Origin of the sequence: Micromonospora cremea (assembly GCF_900143515.1) — a bacterium.
GTDB lineage: Bacteria > Actinomycetota > Actinomycetes > Mycobacteriales > Micromonosporaceae > Micromonospora > Micromonospora cremea.
Map to the genome: position 1 here is coordinate 4,690,030 of NZ_FSQT01000002.1, position 22,922 is coordinate 4,712,951.

24 protein-coding genes and 1 pseudogene are annotated in these 22,922 nt (G+C 69.0%); 8 read left to right on the forward strand and 17 right to left on the reverse strand.

All coding sequences use genetic code 11. The annotated features are described in order from the left end of the window. Positions 1-30 precede the first annotated feature (30 nt). Positions 31-1,362, reverse strand: coding sequence for a low temperature requirement protein A (locus tag BUS84_RS35445; RefSeq protein WP_074318661.1), 1,332 nt, complete (start codon positions 1,360-1,362; stop codon positions 31-33). A 680-nt stretch (positions 1,363-2,042) separates the two neighbouring features. On the opposite strand from BUS84_RS35445, the gene BUS84_RS37920 reads away from it, so the two are divergent. From BUS84_RS37920 to BUS84_RS35455, 3 genes are all read left to right on the forward strand, one after another. After that, positions 2,043-2,447: a hypothetical protein gene (locus BUS84_RS37920; protein ID WP_143728612.1), complete on the forward strand. Its 405-nt coding sequence runs from the start codon at positions 2,043-2,045 to the stop codon at positions 2,445-2,447. A 246-nt stretch (positions 2,448-2,693) separates the two neighbouring features. Beyond that, on the forward strand, positions 2,694-3,218 hold the full coding sequence (locus BUS84_RS35450) for an MmyB family transcriptional regulator (RefSeq protein ID WP_143728613.1): 525 nt from the start codon (positions 2,694-2,696) through the stop codon (positions 3,216-3,218). 52 nt (positions 3,219-3,270) lie between these two features. Further along, complete coding sequence (locus tag BUS84_RS35455) at positions 3,271-3,666, forward strand: hypothetical protein (RefSeq protein WP_074316118.1); 396 nt, start codon at positions 3,271-3,273, stop codon at positions 3,664-3,666. A gap of 112 nt (positions 3,667-3,778) precedes the next feature. On the opposite strand, the gene BUS84_RS35460 is transcribed toward BUS84_RS35455, so the two are convergent. After that, entirely contained in the window at positions 3,779-4,663 is an 885-nt protein-coding gene (locus tag BUS84_RS35460; protein WP_074319366.1) for an ABC transporter substrate-binding protein, read from the reverse strand. Between the two features lie 371 nt (positions 4,664-5,034). Next, a complete protein-coding gene (locus BUS84_RS35465; protein ID WP_208869810.1) occupies positions 5,035-6,018 on the reverse strand; it encodes an integrase core domain-containing protein in 984 nt (327 codons plus the stop codon). Between the two features lie 637 nt (positions 6,019-6,655). On the opposite strand from BUS84_RS35465, the gene BUS84_RS37925 reads away from it, so the two are divergent. The 5 genes from BUS84_RS37925 to BUS84_RS35495 all read left to right on the forward strand — a co-directional run bounded on the left by BUS84_RS37925 (position 6,656) and on the right by BUS84_RS35495 (position 10,113). Further along, on the forward strand, positions 6,656-6,898 hold the full coding sequence (locus BUS84_RS37925) for a hypothetical protein (protein WP_143728614.1): 243 nt from the start codon (positions 6,656-6,658) through the stop codon (positions 6,896-6,898). 426 nt (positions 6,899-7,324) lie between these two features. After that, positions 7,325-7,981 carry an ATP-binding protein gene (locus BUS84_RS35480; protein WP_074318665.1) on the forward strand — a complete coding sequence of 219 codons (657 nt, stop codon included), beginning with the start codon at positions 7,325-7,327 and terminating at the stop codon, positions 7,979-7,981. 220 nt (positions 7,982-8,201) lie between these two features. Further along, complete coding sequence (locus BUS84_RS35485) at positions 8,202-8,894, forward strand: DUF4389 domain-containing protein (RefSeq protein WP_074318666.1); 693 nt, start codon at positions 8,202-8,204, stop codon at positions 8,892-8,894. Between the two features lie 57 nt (positions 8,895-8,951). Further along, positions 8,952-9,683 carry an NAD(P)-dependent oxidoreductase gene (locus BUS84_RS35490; RefSeq protein WP_074318667.1) on the forward strand — a complete coding sequence of 244 codons (732 nt, stop codon included), beginning with the start codon at positions 8,952-8,954 and terminating at the stop codon, positions 9,681-9,683. 118 nt (positions 9,684-9,801) lie between these two features. After that, on the forward strand, positions 9,802-10,113 hold the full coding sequence (locus BUS84_RS35495) for a hypothetical protein (RefSeq protein ID WP_074318668.1): 312 nt from the start codon (positions 9,802-9,804) through the stop codon (positions 10,111-10,113). A 983-nt stretch (positions 10,114-11,096) separates the two neighbouring features. Here the strand turns inward: BUS84_RS35495 and BUS84_RS40815 are convergent. The 14 genes and pseudogenes from BUS84_RS40815 to BUS84_RS35560 form a co-directional block, all read right to left on the reverse strand. Then, positions 11,097-11,231, reverse strand: coding sequence for a hypothetical protein (locus tag BUS84_RS40815; protein WP_280175161.1), 135 nt, complete (start codon positions 11,229-11,231; stop codon positions 11,097-11,099). Positions 11,232-11,787: 556 nt separating this feature from the next. Beyond that, positions 11,788-12,993, reverse strand: a complete 1,206-nt coding sequence (locus BUS84_RS35500; RefSeq protein ID WP_074318669.1) for a site-specific integrase — start codon at positions 12,991-12,993, stop codon at positions 11,788-11,790. Beyond that, positions 12,993-13,379 carry a helix-turn-helix domain-containing protein gene (locus BUS84_RS37930; RefSeq protein WP_143728615.1) on the reverse strand — a complete coding sequence of 129 codons (387 nt, stop codon included), beginning with the start codon at positions 13,377-13,379 and terminating at the stop codon, positions 12,993-12,995. Before BUS84_RS37930 ends, BUS84_RS35500 begins: the two co-directional genes overlap by 1 nt. A 280-nt stretch (positions 13,380-13,659) precedes the next feature. Continuing rightward, a complete protein-coding gene (locus tag BUS84_RS35510; RefSeq protein WP_074318671.1) occupies positions 13,660-14,331 on the reverse strand; it encodes a hypothetical protein in 672 nt (223 codons plus the stop codon). Positions 14,332-14,421: 90 nt separating this feature from the next. Then, on the reverse strand, positions 14,422-15,090 hold the full coding sequence (locus tag BUS84_RS38795) for a response regulator transcription factor (RefSeq protein WP_074318672.1): 669 nt from the start codon (positions 15,088-15,090) through the stop codon (positions 14,422-14,424). Beyond that, positions 15,087-16,361 (reverse strand): sensor histidine kinase, encoded by a 1,275-nt coding sequence (locus tag BUS84_RS38800; protein ID WP_244298832.1) that lies wholly within the window; start codon positions 16,359-16,361, stop codon positions 15,087-15,089. Before BUS84_RS38800 ends, BUS84_RS38795 begins: the two co-directional genes overlap by 4 nt. A gap of 280 nt (positions 16,362-16,641) precedes the next feature. Further along, positions 16,642-17,730 (reverse strand): IS630 family transposase, encoded by a 1,089-nt coding sequence (locus BUS84_RS35525; RefSeq protein WP_074318673.1) that lies wholly within the window; start codon positions 17,728-17,730, stop codon positions 16,642-16,644. 57 nt (positions 17,731-17,787) lie between these two features. Next, the gene (locus tag BUS84_RS35530; RefSeq protein ID WP_074318674.1) at positions 17,788-19,101 is read right to left on the reverse strand and encodes an IS701 family transposase; all 1,314 of its coding nucleotides are present in this window, start codon (positions 19,099-19,101) and stop codon (positions 17,788-17,790) included. Between the two features lie 54 nt (positions 19,102-19,155). After that, positions 19,156-19,356 carry a helix-turn-helix transcriptional regulator gene (locus BUS84_RS35535; protein WP_084757926.1) on the reverse strand — a complete coding sequence of 67 codons (201 nt, stop codon included), beginning with the start codon at positions 19,354-19,356 and terminating at the stop codon, positions 19,156-19,158. A 137-nt stretch (positions 19,357-19,493) separates the two neighbouring features. Then, positions 19,494-21,272: pseudogene (locus BUS84_RS35540) on the reverse strand (replication initiator). After that, the gene (locus BUS84_RS35545; protein WP_074318675.1) at positions 21,272-21,538 is read right to left on the reverse strand and encodes a hypothetical protein; all 267 of its coding nucleotides are present in this window, start codon (positions 21,536-21,538) and stop codon (positions 21,272-21,274) included. Before BUS84_RS35545 ends, BUS84_RS35540 begins: the two are co-directional and overlap by 1 nt. 75 nt (positions 21,539-21,613) lie before the next feature. After that, entirely contained in the window at positions 21,614-22,261 is a 648-nt protein-coding gene (locus BUS84_RS35550; protein ID WP_244298834.1) for a hypothetical protein, read from the reverse strand. Next, a complete protein-coding gene (locus BUS84_RS35555; RefSeq protein ID WP_074318676.1) occupies positions 22,248-22,532 on the reverse strand; it encodes a hypothetical protein in 285 nt (94 codons plus the stop codon). The genes BUS84_RS35550 and BUS84_RS35555 overlap by 14 nt, the downstream gene beginning before the upstream one ends. Beyond that, positions 22,522-22,815: a hypothetical protein gene (locus BUS84_RS35560; RefSeq protein ID WP_074318677.1), complete on the reverse strand. Its 294-nt coding sequence runs from the start codon at positions 22,813-22,815 to the stop codon at positions 22,522-22,524. Before BUS84_RS35560 ends, BUS84_RS35555 begins: the two co-directional genes overlap by 11 nt. Positions 22,816-22,922: the final 107 nt, after the last annotated feature.

Consider the following 22,922-nt stretch of genomic DNA (forward strand, 5'->3'; position numbering starts at 1 on the left):
GCGTCCACCGCGTGATCGTCTGTATGTTGCTCAGGACGGCGCCGACCCAGTCTGGTCGGCGTCGTCCGCCGGTGGCCGAGCCGCCTCCGCCTCCTCGAGGAGCGTGCTCCGCAGCAGCCGCCGTTGCGGGCGGCTGACGATGAACTCCGTCACCGCCGTGACGAGGCAGACGACGGCCAGCCACATCAAGGCCCGTAGGGCGGAGATCCGCGTGGTAACGGGAATCGTCGCCAGCAGCACGGCCGCCGCGGTGAGCCGTGGCCAGATGATAGTGCCGATCCGGGGGCTCAGCCGCCACTGAAACGCGGCGTGGGCGAGCAGGAACAGGGCTACGCCGCCGTACATCCCGTACCGGCCGAGGTCGTCGAGCGGGTCGCCGCGCCGGTACGCCGCCTCGTCGCCGACGAGAGAGGGCACGTGCTTCAGGCCGAGCGCCAGCAGAATGACTCCCGTGATCATCGGAAGGTGGAGGTAGCTGTACCCGTCCCGTCCGAGCCCCGCCCGCCGGGCCGGATCCGCCGCGTACAGCGCGCTCTCGCCGGCCAGAGCCGACAGGTCGAAGTAGATCCACCCGAGCGCGCCGGCGACGACGACGGCGAGCGCCGACGCAATGAGCAGCCCCAGCGTGCCGGGCAGGTGGGCTCCGGCCAGCCCGATCGCCACCAACACCTCGCCGATCGCCACGATGACGATGAGGTTGTGCCGTTCCGTCCAGTGCCGGACGGAGAAGATCCGCCGGTCGCCGATGGGCAGGGCCATCCCGAAGGCGTAGTCCACGACGACCGCGACCGCCCAGAGCGTCACCTGCCCGATCCCTACGCGGCCGGTGTCGAGGCCGGTCAGGGGCAGTGCGGCCGCAGCGGTCAGCAGCCCGACGGCGACGAGCATCGGCACGGTGAGCGCCGCGAGGTCCCGGCGGCGCAGCCCGGGCGAAGCGTAGATCCGCAGCGCCAGGTAGATGGCCCGCACCAGGACGAACCCGGCGACGAAGACGAACGGCATGTACACCCCGCCGGGCCGGTCGGTGAAGGCTTCGGGAATGGAGACCGAGAGCACAAACATGATCGGCGTCGCGGTCAGCAGCACCAGACGAGACAGGCCGTAGTTGGCGCTTGCCCGGTTGCCCAGCCAGGCGAACAGCGACCAGGACCACCAGAGCACGGTGAGCAGCAAAATTCCCTGCAGCACGCTGAGCGGGCTGGCCTCGTCGGACATCCGGGTGGTGACCTGAAGGAAGGCGACCACGAACACCAGGTCGAAGAAGAGCTCGGCCGTAGTGACGTGGGTCCGCTCGGTGACGGGGCGGATGCCGGGTCGTGGGCCTCGACCACCCGAACCGGCGCGGCCGTCAGGTTCAGCCACGACGGGTAGGTCCGCTCACTCGTGGCTCCTCAGCCAGTCCGACTCGTGGACACCGGCTACCCCGTCGATCATCCGGTAAACGCCGGTACTTTGGCTCCCGGCCGGGGAACCGACGTACCGGTCGACCTTCGGTCACGTCAACGAGGGCGGGTCGCGGTAGCGGACGGTAAACATGGTCCGGCTCGTCGCGCCAGCCAGAAGCTGGCTGCCCGACCTTCGAGCCTTCCTGTTCCCTCTGGGCCGGATCACTTCCGGGGCATCGAGGGCGAGCTCGGTGCGACCGCCACCGGATACCGGCGTGTGGTCTCCGCGCTGCGCGCCGGTCAGCGCGACGATGCGCCATCGGAAGTGTGGCCGGTCCTGAGCTTCGGCGCTCAACGGTTCCGGGCGCTCATACTCGCCAAGCACGCCCACAGGACGGAGCGGGGGCGCTTGGTGACCGGTTTGACGAAGAGGGCATCCTAAACCACGCAACCGAGGCTGTGCTGGCTGGCGAGATGGCAGCGATGCTCGCCCTGTGGCTGCGTCAGGACCCCGCTAAGCGCTCAGCGGCAGACGCATTCGCGGTCTGCGCATCTGGCCTGCGATCAGCACAGTGGCTGTGGCTCGAAGACGACGATCGTGGCATGGGCTGCCTGCGGTGTGTGATCGAACAGGTGGCACGAGCACGGACCTAGCGGGTGAGGCCGGATCGCGCTGCCAGGATTGAAGCGAACCCGAGGTCCACCCCTCGCGACTGGATAGAGGGCGCTGGCTGGAAGCGCCTGAACCTGTTGAACCGGGCCCTCGGCGAGTTCGCGCACGGGTCGACAAGGACGAATTGGAACGTCGCCCGTGGTGCACTCGTCGCGCTTCAAGCCAACGCAGAGGCGGATGAAGAAGCGCAGTACACCGGCCGCACCCACGCACTGGCCGCGATGATCTTCATCATATCCGTGGAATGCGCGGCCTGGGTCGACAGCTTCAGCAGTCAACTGGGCGAGGCGTACCGCAAGGTCATTCGTGTCGACGACGCGGGGGCCGACCGCGCCATCGACGCACTGATGAATCGAGCGTGGGAGAAGCGCGGAACACCGCTGCGGTGAGGGTCACTCAACGACAACGTCCCGGCGGTTGCCGCCGGGAGGCCCGCAACGACGCGGGCCGGTGACTGGGCAGGGCGCGGTAAAGGCGGCCGATACTCCGACGATTTCCTTGACCGGGTCGCTGACGCTCTGCGGCTCACCGACAACGAACGAGAGGTCCTCTATCGCCTGGCCGTCGGGCGTCAACCAGTCCCGAGGGCGGGTGCCGACGAAGACACCAGCCCTGCTCGCGAGGTGTGCCGGACGATGGAACGGCTTGTGGCGACCCAGCAATGCCCGGCGTACATCATCGACAGTGCCTTCAACATTCAGGCGTGGAACGCGCAAGCGGCAGCTTGGTTCCCATCGCTGCCGAGCGAGCCCAACCTGATGCGGTGGGCGTTCGGGCACCGGGCGGCTCAACAGCAGCCGGACCGGTGGGAGGAAGACTGGGCGCCGTCACTGCTGGCGCAGCTACGGATGGCTCACGCCCGCGAACCCGACAATGAATCGCTCACCCGGGTCATCCGGGATGTCATCGCCAGCAACGAGCAGGCGCGTTGGTGCTGGGAGAACAAGCCCAGCGTCACTGATCCAGGTCAGGTCGAACGGGGAGTTCGTATCCCTGACAGCGCCAGCCCGGTGATGGTAGAGGTGATCACCTGCTCACCGCTGGGCTACGCCGGCATGCAAATGGTCTGCATGGTGCCGGTTGATCCCGCGCAGGGCGGCACGTTCGTCTCCTCGATGAGCGCGCGGGCGGTTCCAACGTCGGGGAGTCGAGCCGCCTGACTAGGCTCGGGTGCACCGGAACGACGGTGCTCAGTCCCGGCATACTGGCCCGGTGATCGACAACGGATCGCCGGGCCGACCGGACCTCTCCTCCGCGCTGCGGTTCCTCAGCGAGCTGATCGCCTGGGTGGCCACGCCGTGGGCGCTCGCCCCGCACTCGGTGCCGCTGGCGGTCGCCTCGGTGGTCGTCCTCGTGGGGCTGCCGACCGTTTTCGCCACCCCCGGCGACAAGAACCACGTCCTGGTCCCCGTGCCCGGGGCGGTCACCATCGCGCTGGTGGGGTTGCAACTGGTCGCTGCGGCGGTCTCGGCCTGGTTCGCGTGGCCGTGGCCGGCCGCCCTGGTCGTGACCGCCGTGGCGCTGTCCACCGTGGTCACCGAGCTGCCGCGCTGGCGTCGGCTCGCCCCACTCGGCCCCGAGGGCCGGCCCTCGCACCGACCTGCCTAACCCGCCCGCGGCCGGCGACTACCTCGCCGGCCGGGCCGAGCGGGAGCTGTGCCAGCGGGCCCACCGACGGGCGGCGACCCGACCGCGCGTCGGCGGACCGGGCCGGGCGGCGTCAGGCCACCCGGCGGATGCTGCCCGCCGGCGGGGCCGGCACGGCGTCCGGGTGCAGGATCCCCGCGATCGCCTCGACCCCGTCGACCAGCCGGGGTCCGGCCCGCACGATCAGCCCGTCCGCGTCGACGGCCCAGACCTCCGCGTCCGGGAAGTGCGGGACCACCGCCGCGGCCTGCTCGGCCGCCCCGTCGAGGTGGAAGCCGCACGGGGTGACCAGCACGACCTCCGGCGCCGCCGCCCGCAGCGCCGCCCAGGTGGTGGGTGTCGAGCGGGCGCCGGGGTGGGTGGCCACCGGCTTGCCGCCGGCGGCCCGGACCTGGTCTGGGATCCAGTGACCGGCGCCGAACGGCGGGTCCACCCACTCCACCACCGCGACCCGGCGCCGGGCCCGGCCGGCCACCGCCGCGCTGACCCCGGCCAGCCGCGCCCGCAGGCCGTCCACCAGGGCCTCCGCCCGATCCGGTACGTGGGCCGCCGCCCCGACCGCGAGGATGGTGCCGAGCACCTCCTCCAGGGTGTACGGGTCCAGCGACAGCACGTCGGCCCGGCAGCCGAGGTGGTCCACGGCGTCGGCGACCCGCCCGGCGGGCAGGGCGCAGACCCGGCACAGGTCCTGGGTGAGGATCAGGTCGGGGTCGAGCCCGGCGAGCGCGCCCGCGTGCAGGATGTAGAGGTCGGCACCCGCGGCGAGCTGCCCCTTGACGTACGCGTCGATCTCGCCGGGGCTCATCCCCCGGGTGTCCCGGCCGCCCACGACGACGGTCTTGCCGGCCCGGTCGGCCGCCGGCAGCTCGCACTCGAAGGTCACCCCGACCAGGTCCTCGGCGAGGCCCAGGGCGTAGACGATCTCGGTGGCGGACGGCAGCAGGGAGACCAGGCGCATCCCGCCATCCTGCCCGCCCCGCGCCCCGCGCCCCGCACCGCCCCGGCAGCTGCCCGATCCGGCCTCCGCGCCAGGGCACGGCGATAGGCTGGGGCGGCGCCGGAAGAGCACGGACGCGTCGGTCGTCGCCGCTGCACGGGTCGCCGCGGTCCACCTCGGGCCGCCCGCCCCGACGGCGATCTCGCGGGAGGCGGTGCGGTGTCGGATCCCATCGGAGCGTTCTTCGACCGGCTCGCCGGCGGTGGGTACGAGCGCCTGCTGCGCAAGACCGCCGGCACCGTCCGGTTCGAGCTGGTGGGCGACGACGGGCTCGACGTCTGGCACCTGACCATCGCCGACGGTGTGCTTGCCGAAAATTCCATCCGCGCAGCTCAGGCGGCATGTTCGTACTCGTGCAGGATGCCGCCGAGTCGGTCGCTTCGGTGGACACGCAGCTGGTTGATCTCGTCGGGATTGGCAAGCGGGGTGGGCAACGGGCGCAGCGGTCGGGCGTTGGCGATGCCTTGGTGCGGACGGTGCGTGTTGTAGAAGGTCTCGAACTCGTGCAGGACGTGCAGTAGGTGGTGCTGATTCCAGATCAGCGTCCGGTCCAGCAGTTCGCGGCGGCAGGTTTGCACCCACCGCTCCATCACCGCGTTCATGCGGGGCATCCGGACACCACTGCGCACCACGGTGATGCCCGCGTCGGCGAGGATCGCGTCGAACAATGCGGGAAACTTGCCGTCTCGGTCGCGGATCAAGTACTTGGCTCGGTAACCGGCATCCTCCAGGTCCATCACCAGGTTCCGCGCTGTCTGCGCTACCCAGCCGGCGGTTGGATGGGCGGTGGCGCCCAGAATCCGGATCCGGCGGCTCGTGTGCTCGATCAGCGCTAGGACGTAGAGTCGTGCCCCTGTCAGCGTGACCGCTTCGAAGAAGTCGCACGCCAGCAAGGCGTCTGCCTGCGACCGCAGGAAGTCTGCCCAGGTGCTGGCCGCCCGTTGAGGTGCCGGGTCGATTCCGGCGTTGCGCAGGATCTCCCAGACTGTGGATGGGGCGACTTTCACACCGAGGACGAGCAGTTCACCGTGTAGGCGCCGGTAGCCCCACTGCGGGTTCTCTCCGGCTAGGCGCAACACCAGGATCCGGATTGAACGGACCGTTCGCGGGCGACCCGGCCGTTTAGGCCGAGAGACCGCCGCGTGTTTGCGGGCGACGAGATCGCGATGCCACCGGATGACCGTGTCGGGACGGACCAACAACCGCAGCCCGCGCAACACGTCCCTCGGCACTTGATGAAGCAGCGCGGCCAGCAACGCCCTGTCACTCGGGTCGAACCGCGGCCGCTGTTCGCCGATCTGGCGCTGCAGCACCATGAGCTAATGGCGCAGGGCGAGGATCTCGATGTCCTTGATCCGGTCGCTCGTTGGTAGCAGCTGGAGCATCGCGAAGACGTTCGTCACCCCGAGGTACGCCAGTCGTAGCAGCATGGCCAGCCATCATCGTCCACTGATCGTCGGCTATCCCCACCCGGCCATCGCACCCGGCATCAAGGTCTCCGGATTCTCTGCGGCGGCGCCGCGACCAGGTCGGATGTGGTTCTCGGCAAGCGCAGGGCCGGTGGCGGCAGACGCCGGCTCGGCGTCTGCGCTGGAGCGGTGGCTTCACCTTCGGTGGTTTGCGCAGTCCCGAAGGCTAACCGCGAGGTGGGACACGTGCGTTGTCGGCGGGTTCTGCGGCAATCCGGAGACCGTACGCGATCGGCTGCAACAGGCCCATCATGACCCGCTATTGGCGCAGAAGCACGTCTCAACTGCACGCCCAGCTGGTTTAACATCTACGGCCGGCTTGGCAGGTTCGCCAAACCCGTAACGTCGCGACGGCGCCCGACACCCTGACAGCGGCCAGCTCGACATCGCGCCACGCGACGCCTTCGGCCCCGACCGGGAACCGATCATCCTGCTACAGCGGGAGATTGACCAGGTCAGCGGTCAGGCCGACTACCGTCGCCAATTGCTCGACCGGCTGATCGGCGACGAGGTCGCGGCCGCCGAGCGCGAAGTCGATCTGGTGCGCCGCCGGCTGCGCGCCAACGGCGCTGAGCTGAGGAAGCATCTGCTGGAACAGGCGAAGCGCCCCGAGTTGGAGCGCCACATCGCAAAGCTCACCCATGAGTTGGAGCTCTTTCAGCAGACCGGCGCGCGTTGGACAAGCTGGCCACGCACAACCGCCTGCAGGCCATCGACCGTCCCCTGACGTCCGCCTGCGACCTCACCTCACAGACGGACACTGGCAGCCCTTGGCGGAACGCACTGCGGGACTTGCAGGAGACAATCGACAATAAGCGGGGCGACCTTGCCGAGCGTGTGGATGATTTGACCAGTGCGGCCGAGCGGGTCCTGCTCAGTGTCACAAGCGCCATCACGACGTCATGCCCCGCGATGTCTGCGCGGTAAACGGGCTGTCTCGGCTTTTCGATGAGGAGACCACCACAGCCAGAGGATGACCGCGAAGCTGCGGTGTGGTCCAGCCCTTCATACCTGGATTGTGACGCCCGTTCGCTGGAGCGTGCTCGGCAGCGTACGGTGAGGCCTCCTCGGCCGCTGCTACGCCGACGCACTGCGGCTTGGTGACCGTGGCTGCAAGTCGTCCTCGACGTATCTCCTTGCTCGCCGATCGCCCATGAACAGCGAGCCGAAAGTCGTCACCGTGGCCGACCTGCACAGCGCCTCCGAGGACCATGCCGATCGCACCGCCCGAGTGATCAAGGGCTTCCTCAGCAGTGAGTGGCCACCCGCCGACAAGGCACTGATCGAGACATGGACGCTGATCACGTTCGCCGAACTACGCGCGCTGCGAGCCTCCGTGCGTCACGCCCTCGCCGGCCGGCTGATGTCGACCGGCGCGGGAAGTGAAGAGGTCGCGCGACGCCTGGCGATCGTGGCGACCGAGCTTGCCGCCAACGCCATGGCGCACACCGGACCTCCCACGACGGTGCGGCTCTTCCGGACCGCCACGACGTACATCGTCGAAGTGGCGGACAACAATCCGTGGCTCGCCCCCCAGGCCGCCGGGGAACGTTTCGCCAGAGCCGGTGGACTCGGTCTGCACATGGCCCGCAAATTGTCTCTGCGCATGGGCTGGTACACCGACGCCGGGATCAAATACGTGTGGGCCGAGGTCGCAAACGCGGTGGCGGCGTCACGGCATCGTCCTGCTGCGGCTGGGGTCCGAAGCAGTGCGGCTGGCGGTTCAGCCGGTCCAGGCGCCGTCCTCGGCGATCAATCGAGATGTAACAACCCGCGCCGGGAGACGCGCGGCTGCGTCGATTGCGCGTAGGGTCGCCCATGGATCGGTTCGCCGGGTCACCGGCGAGTCAGCGCCCGCCGGGCGTGCTGCCCGGAACGTCGGCAGTCCCACAGGGACCCCTCTACGTTCGAGGGCCGAGTGTTGGCAGACGGTCCGGTCATCCGATCGTCATCGACGTCATCATCCCGGTGACGGGCCTGCGCCGCGCCCCTACCAGGCGACGACAGCCGCCGGCGGAAGGCGAACCGTCATGACCGCACCGTTGAGCTATCCGGTACGCGTGAACGCGCGCATGGATCCACACCTGTCACGGTGGCTGTGGCTGGTGAAGTGGGTCCTGATCATCCCGCACTACCTCGCCCTCGTCTTCCTCTGGATCGCGTTCGTCGCGCTGTCGGTCTTCGCGTTCTTCGCGATCCTGTTCACCGGCCGATATCCCCGGCCGATCTTCGACTTCAACCTCGGCGTCATGCGGTGGACCTGGCGTGCCAACTACTACGCCTACAGCGCCCTGGGCACCGACCGATATCCGCCGTTCACCCTGGCCGAGGTGCCTGACTACCCGGCCCAACTGCACGTCCCCTACCCCGCGAATCTCTCCCGTGGTCTGGTCTTGGTCAAGTGGTGGCTGCTCGCCATCCCGCACTACCTGATCGTCGGCTTCTTCGCCGGCGGCGGCACCTGGCTCGCCACCCGCTCCGACACCCAGAACTTCAGCTGGGCCAGCAACGGCCTGATCGGACTTCTGGTCCTGATCGCCGCGATCATCCTGGCGGTCACCGGCCGCTATCCCGACGGCCTCTTCAACCTGATCCTCGGCCTGAATCGGTGGGTGCTGCGGGTCGCCGCGTACACGTCGTTGATGACGGACGCCTACCCGCCATTCCGGCTGGACACCGGCGGTACCGATCCGGCTGAGCCGGTCATCGTGGCTGCGCGGTGAGACCGGTCCGGTACGCCCGGCGACAGCCGGCCACCTTCCAACGCCAGGAGTAGAGACATGGATCCACACGCACGACCTGACCCTGTACGCCTGAAGGTCTGCATCGTCGGCGCGTCCGGGAAACTCGGGCAGTACATGGTGAAACATGCACTGGATCGCGGCTACCAGGTGGTAGGCGTGTGCCGAGAAGAGAGCGTAGGCAAGCTCGACGCGTTCAAAGGACGCATGACGGTCATGGCAGGAGCGACCGACGATCGCAATGTCATCGCACGTGCGGTCGCTGGGTGCGACGGGGTGCTGACCGTCCTGGTTCCGCGCGGCGTGCACGGCTACTCGTCGGGCACCGCCCAGGCAGTCCTCGACCACGCACGGCCCGAGGCGCGTCTCGTCTTCTCATGCGGGTGGCACATCAGCCGCGACGGCCACGACGTGTACTCCTTGAAACTCAAGGCGCTCGTCAAGATCGCCGGCCCCCTCGCGAAACTTGCTCGCTTCGCCGACCTCGGTGATCAGGTCGAAGCCTGCCGGCGCATCTTCGCCAGCAACACCCGATGGACAATGGTCCGCGGCAGCGACCTGCAGGAGGGCGACAGCCAAGGGCTGCCGGTGTGGAGCCGACACGTAGGCGACCCGATCCTGGCGAGCAACCTCACGCGCCGGGTGGACTTCGCCCTTTTCATGGTGGACGCCCTGACAAACGATCAACTGGTTCAGGAAGCACCGGCGATCGTCGGCTGCCGCACGCCGTCGGCGCTCGCCCATCCCGCCACGGGTGCGGGCGCGCGATGAGCGTGAGACGAGACATGGCGCGGTCTCTGCCGACCGACGCACTTCGCCGGTTCACCGGAAGTCTGTTCCTGCTGGGCTCGGTCACGATCGCGGTCGCGGTCATCGTGCTGCGGGTGGTATGAGCCTGGGCCTGTTCCTCGGTGCCGCCACCGTCGGCTATCGCACGTCGCTGGCCGGCCTCGCACTCATGGGCTCGATCACCGGGCTGGTGCTCGGAGCCGCCCAGGCCCTTGCCCTGCCTCACACAACCCACCGCCGTTGGGTCTGGCCGGCCGCGATGCCCGCACTGTGGGCGATCGGCTGGACCTCGACCACCCTCGGCGGGATCGACGTCGATCAACAGTTCACCGTGTTCGGCGCCTACGGGGCGGTGGCGTTCTCGGCTCTGTCCGGCCTGTTGTTGCCGATCGTCGAGCCGCTCAGCCGCTGAACTGGCCACGCTGGCGGCCGAGCAAGATGACGCTTCAGCCAAGCTGATACTCGACGTGGCCCACCCACCCGTTCGGTAAGGAGGCGTGCACGATCCACGGACGCCGAGGACGTCGCTCAGCCACAGTGCGGCGGCCGAGATGTCGTCGCAGAGCACACCCGGCACGACAATCGGATAGCCCGTTCCGGGTCGTACACGACGATTTCACCGACACCGCGTACCAGCCCAAACCCGCCGTCGTCCTGGTGCACGGCGCTTGGGTGGACGGCTTTTCATGGAACGCCGTGGTGCAGCGGCTGCAGCGGGTGGGCTAGCCGGTCCGAGTTCCGCCCAACCCGCTGCGCCGTGCCCGGCGACGCCGCCACACTCAGCGGCTTTCTGTCGACCATCACCGGACCCGTTGTCCTGGCCGGCCACTCCTACGCGGCGGCGATATCACCAACGCCGCGACGGGCAACACCAATATCAAGGCCCTGGTGTACATGGACGCCTTCGCGCCCGACGCGGGGGAGACTGTCTTCCCGCTCAGCGGCGCCGACTCGGCTCTCGTGGTGGACCCGGCGATGGTCTTCGACTTCTTGCCTTTACTCCGGGGCGCCCGCCGGCGACGTCGACGTACCTCAAACGCACCACGTTCCTGATCTTCGTCGCCACCGGAGTACCGGCCGACGCGGCCGGACTGCTCCACGCCGCTCAGCGCCCGCTGGCGTTGAGCGGCGGCAACCAACCCTCGCGGCGCACCGGCCTGGAAGGCCATTCCGTCCTGGTACCTGGTCGGCACCAAGGACGAGATCAGCACACCCGCGGCGCAGCGGTTCATGGCTTCTCGCGCTCACGCCTGTACCGTGCAGGTCCGCGCCGGGCACCCTGTCCCCTGTGCACCACCCGAGCGGCCCTGCTGCAGCTCTACGGCCGCAGCGGCCGACGATCGTCAGCCCCCACCTTCACCGCCGCATTCGGACAATTGAGCGATGCTGCCGGCGTCAGCGCCCGGTGGACACGATGTTTGAGGAGCGCCCGTTCTGCTCGTCGCGCTTCAGGCGCTTCGCAGTCTGCTTCTCCTTGATCGTCTTACCCTTTTTCTTGACGTTCGCCTTGGTCGTCGAGTCCTTGGACATGATCGAACCTCCTGGAGCAGGTCGGTGAACGTGCAGCGTGTTACTCGCCTAATCGTGGCGTGCAGGTGACGGAAGACCCGCGCGGCGTGCGCGAAGTCTTCCCTGCACGCCGACCCTACGCTGTTCGAGCTCTTGCCGACGTTGGGAGTGCATCGCCGGTGGTGGGCAATGGTTCGTGTCGCCTCACCGACACGAACCCCCTTCCCTACGGTAGGCGGGTCGCGATGGGTCGTTTTATTGGTGACGGTAGGTCCCATGGTGGGGGAGTGGGGTGCGGCGGGGTCCTGGCGACGGCTTGTCGGCCTGCCCCCGTTTACCCCCGAAAACCCCGTCTGCGGATGACAACCAGTGACAAGACGCGATCATCACTTGATCGTGTCTGCGCAGCTCAGCGCCCATTTCTGACGGCTAATGACAAGGTCGGGGCGGCTACGGTTGGTAACAAGGGGTCGTCGGTTCGAATCCGGCCGTCCCGACAGCATGTAGATGGGCCGCAACCGGGGCTTCTGCCCTGGTCAGCGGCCTCTACTGATTACGGCAACCTTCTGGGGAGAAGCTAAACCGCCCGTAGCTGGGGACCACCTGGGGACCGGCGAACCTTCAGGTGAGCACTCAGTGCCACTCCGGCGTCCGTGATCGACTGGCGATCGGGGTGCAAGTACTGCTGGGTCGTGGTTAGCGACCCGTGCCCGGCGATCTTTCGCAGGACGTGCACCGGCACGCCGGCATCAGCCATCCAGGTCAGCCCTGTGTGACGCAGATCGTGGCGTCGCAGATGTTCGTAGCCCAAGGCAGTCACGACCTCGTCCCAGTTTGTCGCGTCCCGCAGTACTGCTGTGCTGATCCGACCGCCGCGAGGTCCGGTAAATAGCCGGCCACCCGGATCGCCACAGGAGATGACCCGGCGCGTAACGAGTTCGCGCACCTCTTGGACCAGCGGTACCCACCGAGCGCGCTTTCCTTTAGTGCCCTTGTCAGCCAACCCGCCAGGGTTCGGCGTCGTCTGCCGTCGGACCGTCCAGCTCCAGTTGGTCAGGTCGATGTCGCCTACGCGCACGCCAGCCACCTCACCGATTCGAGCGGCCGTACACGCAGCGAAGACGACGACATCACCCCAGCCCTGAAAATGACCTGCTGACCGCTGCACGAGGGCGTCGGCGAGTTGCGTCAACGCATCCCAGTCGGGCAGCGCCAACGAACGAGGATCGTCCAGTTCATCCGCGGCCCGTTGATACTCCCGCTGCCAGCCGCTGACCTTGGCCGGGTTCCGATCGATAATGCCGTCGCGGACGGCCTGCTCCATCACACGCACGAGGACGGCGAGGCTGTTCTTTACCGTGGACCGGCTGCACTCATCGGCAATCCAACCGTGAACGGCTCGGTCGATTGCCCCGTTGGTGATCATGCGGACCGGAAGATGGCCGAGCGAGGGAATGACCCGCTTGCGCCAACCAGCTAGGTAGGGATCAAGGGTCTTGCTCTCAAGGCCCCGGACGGCCAACTGCATCACTGCCTCGCCGTAGTCGGAGAGTCGCATCGTGGCGGCCATCGGGTCTACGCCACCCCGAGCGGCGCGGGCCATACCCTCAATCCACGCGTTGGCTGCCTCGAGACTGCCGACAGACTCCGACTTCGACTTTCGGGTCTTGCTGACCGGATCGATCCACCGCACCCGTGCGCGGTAAGGGTTCGCGCGTCCCCGACGGAACTCGACGTCAGACGACAGGGACACTCCAAGTGGAGGCGTCTCGCGGCTGCTCATCAGGCCGCCTCGGGTGTAACACGCTTGCTTAGTACTCCAACGTCACTTGATCTTTCGACTGCTGTGGTGACCGAGTTTGCGCTGGCCCCGACCCCGTACCCGAGCCCGGCCAGTTCGCCCTGCATGCGTCGACACCCCCAGGTCGGGTTGTCCCGCGCCAGCCGCAGCACCAGCTCTCGCGCTCCAGCCGTGACCGGTGGACGGCCCGGACCGCGCCTAAGGTAGGTCCACTGCCGGGCGTTCAGGTTGCGGTGCCAGCGCAACAGCGTGGCCGGGGTGACGAAGAACGCCGCCCACCGCGCCCACGGCAACAACCGTGACAGCCCGGCCAGCACAGTCCGATCGCCCGGTTCCAGGTCCAGTCGACGCAGCTGCCTTCGTAGCACCACGACATGGTGCCGCAGTACCAGCGCCTCCACCGCGTTGGCCCGTTCTCCACGGCCACGAGGATGACCAACTGCAGCACCTGGCGGAGAAGCAGGTACCCATACGAGAGGATCATGACCGGCAGCATGCTGCCAATCGTCGATCCCGGGGCGGACAATCCCGCAGTTCACGGCCGCGAAGTTTCCGAACGGTACAGGTTGACCGGTTGACCGCCTCAGCGGAGGGCTCCTGACCGGACGATGCCGGTCAGGAGCAGCGGCCGCTGGAATCGGGATGGTGCTACCAGGTGCCGGCACGATCCCCGGCCAGCGCCGGCGAGGTCGGCACGGACCGGGTGGCCGCCCGGGGACGCAGCCGCCCGGCGATCATCTGTATCCCGACGTAGAGGAACGGGAGCAGGAGCAGCAGATCCGCGGCATGCGCTACCAGCACCTCGCGCGGGATGCGGCTCACCGGGAAGACCACGGCCCCCAGGCAGATCAGCCCGCCGATCGCCACCGGCACGGCCCGGATCCGGGCCAGCACCAGGCCGAGGAAGAAGAGGCTGGTCGGGAAGAGCGGGCCGGCGAACCAGAAGAGCAGCGACGCGGCCACCGGGTACGGCTCGAGCAGCCGTACCGCATCGCCGTGCGAGACGCCGAACAACTCCTCGTGCATGCCCTGCAGCCCGAACGCCACCCCGCCGAGCACCCCGTAGCAGGCCAGCGGCAGGGCGATGGCGGCGTACCGGGGTGCCCGCGGCTCGATCGCCCGGAACACCCCGACCAGGCCGACCAGCCAGGCCAGGGAGGAGAGCACGTTGAACACCGCGGCGTCGACTCCCTGCACGCCGCCGTCCTGCCAGTAGAACGTGCCGACGACGCTCAACGCCGGGCCGAGCAGCAGCCCGACCCCCGCGATCCACCGGTACGACCTGGGCAGTTCCTGCGCTTCTTGCGAGTAAGTAGTCATGCCGATGACGCTATGGTTCGATCCGGCTCGATCCGTCCGGCGAACGCGGTCGCCGCACTACCGCAAGCGCGGTAGTCGTCCAAGCGCCGGCTACCGCGACGGCGGCAGACCCGTCAGGCCGGACTGGTAGGCGAAGACCACCAGTTGCGCCCGGTCCCGGGCGCCCAGCTTCACCATCGCCCGGTTGACGTGCGTCTTCGCCGTCGCTGGGCTCATCGTCAGGCGTACCCCAATCTCCTCATTGGAGAGTCCGGCCGCGACCAGCGTGACCACCTCACGCTCCCGCTGGGTGAGTGCGGCCAACGACGCCGCCGGAACCGCAGGACCGGCGGCCCGGCCGACGAACGCCGCGATCAGGCGCCGGGTCACGGTGGGCGCGAGCATCGCGTCGCCGCGGGCCACCGTCCGTACCGCCTGCCGCAACTCCTCCGGCTCGATGTCCTTGAGCAGGAATCCGCTCGCCCCGGCGTGCAGGGCGGAGTAGACGTACTCGTCCAGCTCGAACGTGGTCAGCATCAGCACCCGTACGCCCGGCAGCCGGTCGTCGGCGAGGATCCGCCGGGTCGCGGTGAGCCCGTCCGTCCCCGGCATCCGGATGTCCATCAGCACCACGTCGGGGCGGTGCGCCCGGGTCAACGCGATCGCCTCCGCGCCGTCGCCGGCCTCGCCGACCACCTCGATGTCGTCCGCCCGTTCCAGCAGTGCCCGCAACCCGCCGCGGACCAGGATCTGGTCGTCGGCCACCAGCACCCGGATCACGTCGTCGCCTCCCGTACCGGCAGCCAGGCCCGCACCCGGAAGCCGCCGGCCGGCTCCGAGCCGGCGGCCAGCCAGCCGCCGAGGCTGCCGGCCCGCTCCGCCATCCCGCGGATGCCGAACCCGGTCCCCGGCGTGGCCGGCTGAGTGCCATCGTCGACAATCTCCAGTCGCAGTCCGTCCGGCAGATACTCCACGGTGACGTCGACCTGGTTGGCGGCGGCGTGCCGCAGCACGTTGGTCAGCGACTCCTGGGCGATCCGGTACGCGGTCGCCTCCACCGCCCGGGGCAGTGGCCGGCGGTCGCCGCGCCAGGTGAGCGCCACCGCCGGCCCGTCGCCGGCCCCGCAGGCGCGGGCCATCACCGGCAGCCGGTCGAGGCTCGGCGCCGGCGGCTCCGGTTGGGCCGGCGCAGCGCCGAGCGGGACGCCCTCGGGTGAACCGGTGTCCGCCGGATCGGCGTCGCCGGGCGGATCCGCCGTGGCCGGGGTGCCGTCCCGCAGTACGCCCACCGCCGCGCGCAGGTCGCGCATCGCCTCCCGGCTCGCCTGGCGTACGGCGCCGAGCGCCGCCCGGGCCTGCTCGGGCGAGTCCTTTAGCGTCTCCGCCGCCACCCCGGCCTGTACCCCGATCACCGCGATCGTGTGCGCCGTGATGTCGTGCAACTCTTGGGCAATGCGGATCCGTTCCCGGGCAAGGCGCTCCGCCGCGGCCCGGTCCCGGTCCGCGGCGGCCCGATCCCGCTCGGCGGTGAGCAGCGCGAGCCGGGCCCGGGTCTCGGCCTGCCATCGGCGGCGGCTGCGCGCGGCCTCGCCGAGCAGGAGCGCGGCGATGAAGACACCGAACGAGCCGTCCAGAGTGGGATCAAGGGGGTCGAGGTTGTGAGTGGCGACGCGCCCCTGCAGATCGGACCCGATCAGGAACGCGGCGACGAGCATCGACGCGGCCCGGTCGGTCGCGGCGGCACCGGTGTAGAGCGCGACCCAGACCGGCACGGCCGGCGCCCCGCCCGGATAGTCGAGGATGTGGTACGCCAGCCAGCCCACCGTGACCAGCGCGAGCACCAGCGCCGGCCAGCGGCGGCGCAGCGGCAGCACCGTCGACATGGCCAGCCCGAGCAGGTACGCCGCCTGGTCCGGCGGCCGGTCCGCGGACTGCACCACGCCGGCCCGGATCCGGAAGACGGTCGCCACCGCCACGACGACCACCAGGGCCGACTCGCCGACCCACGGCGGCACCGTCGCCCACCAGCGCCGCAACGCCTCGAACGTCACCCGCTCACGGTACGGAAGACGGCGGCCGCCGGCATACCACGAATGCGGTATCCGCTGGTGGCCGCCGTCGCCGCTTGACCGCGGGCTCAGCCACCACGCCCGCTGGCGGTCGATGCGTTGACCGCGCTGTGTTCGCGCGCAACGGAAAAGCGGCGGGCACGCCCGAGTACCACGGTCGCGAGCAGAGCGAAAGGAGCCAACGGCGCCAGTAGTCGGACCTGGGTGAGCAGCAGCGTGCTGACGGCTGCTCCGGCCACGAGCCCTAGGAGGATAAAGACGCTTAGTGTCCTGAGTCGTTAATTCGGCCGCAGTATGCGGCGAGGCTGTTCAGGATCTCGTCTGCGGTCCTGGTCCAGACGAATGGTCTCGGGTCGGTGTTCCATGCCTCGATCCAGATCCCTACGTCGGCTTCGAGGTCGGCGAGGCTGCGGTGACTGGACCGGCGGAGTTTGCGGTTGGTCAGCTCGGCGAACCAGCGCTCCACGAGGTTGAGCCACGACGCTGATGTCGGGGTGAAGTGCAGATGGAAGCGGGGATGCGCGGCCAGCCAGCGGTGCACGGCCGGGGTCTTGTGGGTGGCGTAGTTGTCCAGCACCAGGTGCAGATCCACCTCGGCGGGCGTGTTGGCGTCGATGGCCTTCAGGAACTTGAGGAACTCCTGGTGACGGTGCCGGCGATGCAGCTGCCCGATGACTTTGCCCGTGGCCGGGTCGAACGCGGCGAACAGGCTGGCCACGCCGTGCCGGACGTAGTCGTGGGCCTGCCGGGCCGGGACGGTGGGCATCATCGGCAGCATCGGTCGGGTCCGCTCCAGGGCCTGCATCTGTGACTTCTCATCGACGCACAGCACCATCGCCTTGACCGGCGGATCCAGGTACAGGCCCACGACGTCACGGACCTTCTCCACGAACATCGGGTCAGCTGACAGCTTCCAGGTGTCCACCAGATGCGGCTCGAGACCGAATGCCCGCCAGATCCGCGACACCGCCGTCTGCGACAGCCCGGTCTCGCGCGCCATCGACCGGGTCGACCAATGACTGTCCTGATTGGCCGGCTGCCGTACGAGGGTCTTGACGATCACCTCATCAACCCGGTCGTCGGTGATCCGACGCGGCGCCCCGGGCCGCGGCTCGTCGACCAGCCCCTCCAACCGACGCGCCAGGAAACGGCTACGCCACTTGCCCACCATGTCCCGCGACACCCCAAGTCGCTGCGCGACGTGCGTGTTCACCAGGCCATCGGCGCACAACAACACGATCTTCGACCGCAACGCCAACGCCTGCGACGACTTGCCCCGCCGCGCCCACCGGGTCAGGCACGCGCGCTCGTCATCAGTCAGTTCCACCACACCGCGCGGACGACCAGCCATGCCGACAGCCTACTATCTGCCGGCGAATTAACGACTCGGGACATTAGTACTCCAACGTCACTTCGCCGGTCGGCTGGCGTAGTGGCTGAGTCTGCGCTGGTAGTGGGATCGACGGGCTCGAACTTGGGATGTTCGCCGCCAGGTTGACCAGTGCAGGGTGTGAGCTGGCGGTAGTGGAAGGGCAAGGACGAAGGCGTTGAGGAGTCGACGGATCTCCGCCACGGTCAACGCGATGATCTCCGGGTCGGAGTCGGCCTGCTCGGCGGCGGCGGCGAGGACGGTCAGCACGGCCAGGGCGAGCATGGCCAGGGTGATGAAGCGGTGCCAGCCGTTCCAGCCGCGGACCTGGTAGTGGTCCAGGCCGACTTGGCCTTTGCCGGTTTGGAACAACTCCTCGATGCTCCAGCGGGACTCGGCGACGGTCACGAGGGTGTGCAGCGGCACCGGTCGCGGTGACCAGCACAGGTAGAAGGCCAGCTCGCCGGTGCTGCGGCTGCGGCGGATGAGCAGCCAGCGGTGCTCGCCATGCAGGCTGGTGGTGATCCAGGCCCACAGGTAGTCGCGGGGTCCTTTCGCTCCCGGACCGCAGCTGAGCCGTTGCCACTCGGCCGTGGGTATCCGGTCGGCGAGGTCGTCGACGCGGATTAGAGTTCTCCCGTCGTTGACGGTGACGCGTCGGTCGCAGCCGACCGCGAGGACGTAGCCGACGCCGCGATTCTCCAGGTCTGCGCGTAGGCCGGGGTCGGCGCCGTAGACCTCGTCGCCGGTCGCCCACCCGACGGGGACACCAGCGTCCAGCGCCGCGGTGATCATCTGCCGGGCCAGGGTCGGTTTCGTGGCGAACCCGACCTCATCGGGAACGCCGGCGCCCGCGCGGTGGTCCGGCCGCTCGCACCAGGTCGCCTCGGGTAGGTAGAGCCGGCGGTCGATCAACGCTCGCCCCAGGGGTGAGACGTAGGAAAGGAACACCCCGACCTGGGCATTCTCCACCCGGCCGGCGGTGCCGGTGTACTGCCGCTGCACCCCGACCGAGCAGACGCCCTTCTTCAGAAAGCCGGTCTCGTCGGTGACCAGGACACCATCCGGGTGACCGACATGCTCCATCAGAAAGGCGCGAACGTCATCGCGGACGGCGTCGACGTCCCACACCGCCGTGCGCAGCAGCCGCTGCATCGCCTGCGGATCCTCGTGACCGGCGCGTTCCGCCAGGGACCAGCACGTCTTACGTTCCACCATCGACAGCAGTCCCTCAACGAACGCCGCCATGCTCCGGCGTGGTTCGGCCCGGGCGAACCGGCCAGCGACACGCGCTACCGCCGTGTCAAGGATGGCCCGCCACCCGGTGGGGTTTACGCTGTGGCCCGCGGCCACCGCACGATCTTCGGTTGTCCTCACAAGCCATCGATGATCACGCGGTGGCCGCCCTCATGCCTGCGCCACGCCCAATGCCGAAGCCAAGTGACGTTGGAGTATTAGGAGCCATCGCTCGACATCGTCGACGTTGTACATCGTCACCCGCTCCGAAAGCTTGATGAACGGCGGGCCCTGCGCGGGCTTGGCGGTGCGCCACCGCCGCACCGTTGATGGATCGACCTTGAGTAACCGCGCCAGGTCCTCGGTAGTCATCAGCTTGGACTGCCCGGAAGGCAAGGGTGCCACTGGGTCGTCCAGGCTCGGCCTCGGTATGAATACGACGAATCCGTCTCTGCTGTCTCGGCCATGGTGTGGAATCGCTTGCATGATCAGTCCTTTCTGGTCTTCAGTCAGGCAGCGGCTGTTGCGGTGCCGCTGGTGAGGGCGGTGCCGAGTTCGTGGGCGAGTTCTTCGCGGCCGGCGGCGTGTCGTGCGCGGGCGAGGGCGGCGGCGGTGTTGGCGAGGAGTGCGTCTCCGGTGGTGTGCCAGCCGACGCCGGCGAAGGTGAGGGTGCCGACGATGGGGGTGGTGTCGTCGAGGTGGTCGACGGCCTTGATGTGCTCGCCGGCGCCCTGGTCCTGGTCCTCGTTGCGTCGGTAGGTGACGCGGGTGTCGCGCAGGAGTTGGAAGGTGACGGAGTAGCGGCGGGCTTGGTGAGGAAGTGGCCGCCGAAGCCGAGCATGTGAGCCCATCGCCGCAGCCGGACGTACGGGTTGGCCGTGGCCGGTTTCGTCGGTTCGGCGTCAAGGGCGGCTTGACGGGTGGCGATGCAGACGGGGCAGGCGGCGTAGCGGGTGTGGGTGCCGCAGTCGGGACACTCCCAGGACTCGACGAATCCGGGCCGGGGCCGGTTGCCCCGAGGCCGTTGGGACACCGGGATGGGTGCGCCGGTGGGTCGGCCGAGTCGCCAGCAGGCGTCGATGAGGCGGGCGGTGTGGTCGCCGTCGGGATCGGCGTAGTCGCCGATGCTGTCGGCGTCGAGCCTGACGGAGCGGTGCCCGGTTACCTCGGTGCTCTTGGTGGCGTATTTGGCAAGGTATCCGGCGAACCATGCTGTCGGTGACCTCACCGCGACCGGTCAGGCTGATCGGACGGATGTCGACCTGCTCGCCCCATGCCATGGGCCAGCCCTCAGGGCGGTCCGGATGGCCGGGGGTGGCGAAGGCGACCTGCTCGACGGCGTGCCGGAGGGCGTCTTCCAGGTCAGTGGTCGTGAAGCCGGCCGGTGGCGGCACTACGGCCGCCGCGTCGGTGGGATGCATGCCGTCGAGGCGGACCAGGGCGTGGAAGTGGACCGCTCCCGTTGCCTGGAACTCGGCCACCTTGCCGTGGGAAAGCCGGATCGGCGGGACATTGCGGGTGTTGCCGGAGGCGGTGACGACCTCGACCTGAGGTATGCCGCGTCGGCGGGCGAGTTTGGCGAGCCACCGTTCCGCGGCTTGCTTGGTGCGGTGCCACAACTCGCCTGAGTAGAGGTTCCAGACGACCTGGTGGTCGTGGTCGTAGCAGTCCAGGCACAACGGCTGACCGAGGACTTGGTCGCCGGGCTCATGCCGAGCCCAGCACACGGCAGGTTGGCCGTGCTTGCAGAGGCCGGTGCCACGGCGGGCGTGACACGGCTCGGGCCGGCAGTCGCAACGCTTCCGATCCCGGCAGGTGTGTCGCTTGACCACACGGACGTGAACCGGCCCGAAGGACGGGGCGGTGAAGGTGGGGAAGACGGACGGGTGTCGGGCGACCGTCTCGGGGACACCCTTACCGCCGGTGAGGCCGACGCGCAGCAGTTGGTAGGCGTCGCGTTGGTAGGTCTGGGCGCAGGAAGGGCAGACGGTGGCCCGACGGTTGCCGCACGCGGTGTAGATCGTGGCATCAGGCATGGCGTCGGTGTTCCGCTGATTCAGCACCAGGCCCGTCGACGGGTCGACGGTGAGGAGCTGGCCGGCGAGGCGGATTGGGCGGGTGCAGCCGGCGGCGGCCCGGACGTGGTCCAGCCAGCCGAAGTAGTCGGGGCGGGTGGCGCGTGCGAAGGCGGAGCCGGCGGCGGTGTAGCCGTAGACGGGGATGGTGTCGGCGTTCGAGCCCACACCCCGGGCCGTGGCTCGGGGTGTGATGTCCAGCGTCGAGGCCATCAGCCGGCAACCTCGGTGAGGTGTCGGGTGGTGATGGTGCGTTCGGTGACGATGACCCGGCAGGCGCCGCACTGACGCTTGGCCGGCTCGTGCCGATGGCAGGGAATCTGGACGGTCTGTCCGCCGCAGCGGACGGTGACCGGTGCCCGGCAGGGCCCGCCGGGGATGACGTGCACGAGGGTCTGGCGGATGTCGAACGGGTGCGGGTCGATGAAGGCGGGGCAGGTGTGGATGACCTGTTCGATGTCGACGAGGTAGATGGTCATCGGCCACCACCGGTGATGGTGGCGAGGAGCTGCCCGGCGACGGCCGGGGCGATGCTCAGCCGGTCGGAGAGCTCGTCAGCGGTGATGGGCTGGCCGGTGGCTTGTTCGTGCTGCACGGCTGCGAAGCGGGGCGGTGGGCAGCAGGTGGGCAGGGACGTCGACCGGCTCAGGGGCCGGCGTGGTGACAGGTTCCGGTTCGACGGTCGGGGTCGGCTCGGGGGCCGGGGTGATAGCGGCCGGTGGTGCCGGCTCGGTGGTGACCTGCTCGGCCACCTGAACATGGATCGGCTCGGCCGGCTCGGCGGCGGGCGTGCCGTGTTCCGGCATGGGTGCCGGGGCGAGGACGAGCTTGACCAGGGCCATGAACGCCAAGGCGGGAACGGCGGAGAGAAGCCACCCGGATGGGCCGGGTTTGGCGACGGCGAGTTGCGCGGCCAGGGACAGGCCGGCGGCGGCGATAAGCAGGAACAGAGGGTAGCCGATGGGAGCGCCGGCCCGGCGGCGTCGGCGAATGGTCAGGAGCGAGGCGATGGGGACGAGTTCGGAGATGACGGCGTTGGCCCAGCCGAACCATGCCCCGGTTCCGGTGGGGGAGTTGGCGAGGGTCCAGTCTTTGACGTGGGTGAAGGAGGCGGCGCCGGCGAAGCCGGCGACGGTGAGGAGGATGAGGACCAGGACGACGCCTTCGAGGCGGGTGCCGTTGGTGGGTTTAGTGCTGGTCATGGCCGGTCACCTCGGGTCGGCGGTGTGGGGTGGGGTAGAGGTCGATGACGCCCAGGCAGTGGGCGCAGAGCACGGGGATCAGACCGACGGCGGCCATCCGGTTGCGGAAGCAGGCCAGGCAGGTGAAGTCGGACGGGAAGAGTCCGTCGCCGTCGCAGCCGCCGCAGATGGGCAGGCATTCGGGGCAGGGCCGGTAGACCAGGCCGAGGACGTCGTGGTTGCCGGCTGGCATGTTGCAGTCGGTGCAGAACCGGCAGTCGTCATCGGTCATCGCTGGTCACCTCCCCGGCGGTGACGAGGCGTTCTTCGGCGATGAGGCCGGCGAGGCCGACGCGGATCCCGTCGCAGGTCGGGCAGTCCTGGCCCTCGCCGGCGGTGCAGTCGGCGAGGTGTGCTTCGTGGATGATGCGGATGGATTCGGCGTAGTAGCCGGAGAGGAAGCGTTCGAAGGACAGGGGGCCGCGGCCGGCGAAGTCACCGGCGATGGCGTTCACGACGTAGTCGTCGGGTGTGGTGCGCTGCTGCGCGGCGAGGTTGAGCGTCGAGTGGGTCACGCTTGACGGATCGGCGTCACCTGATCGGCCGCGGCAACCTGCGCGGTGAGGGTGGCGGGGGCAACCAGACCCTCTCCAGCGGCTCCGGCGGCGGCTCTGGCGGTCTC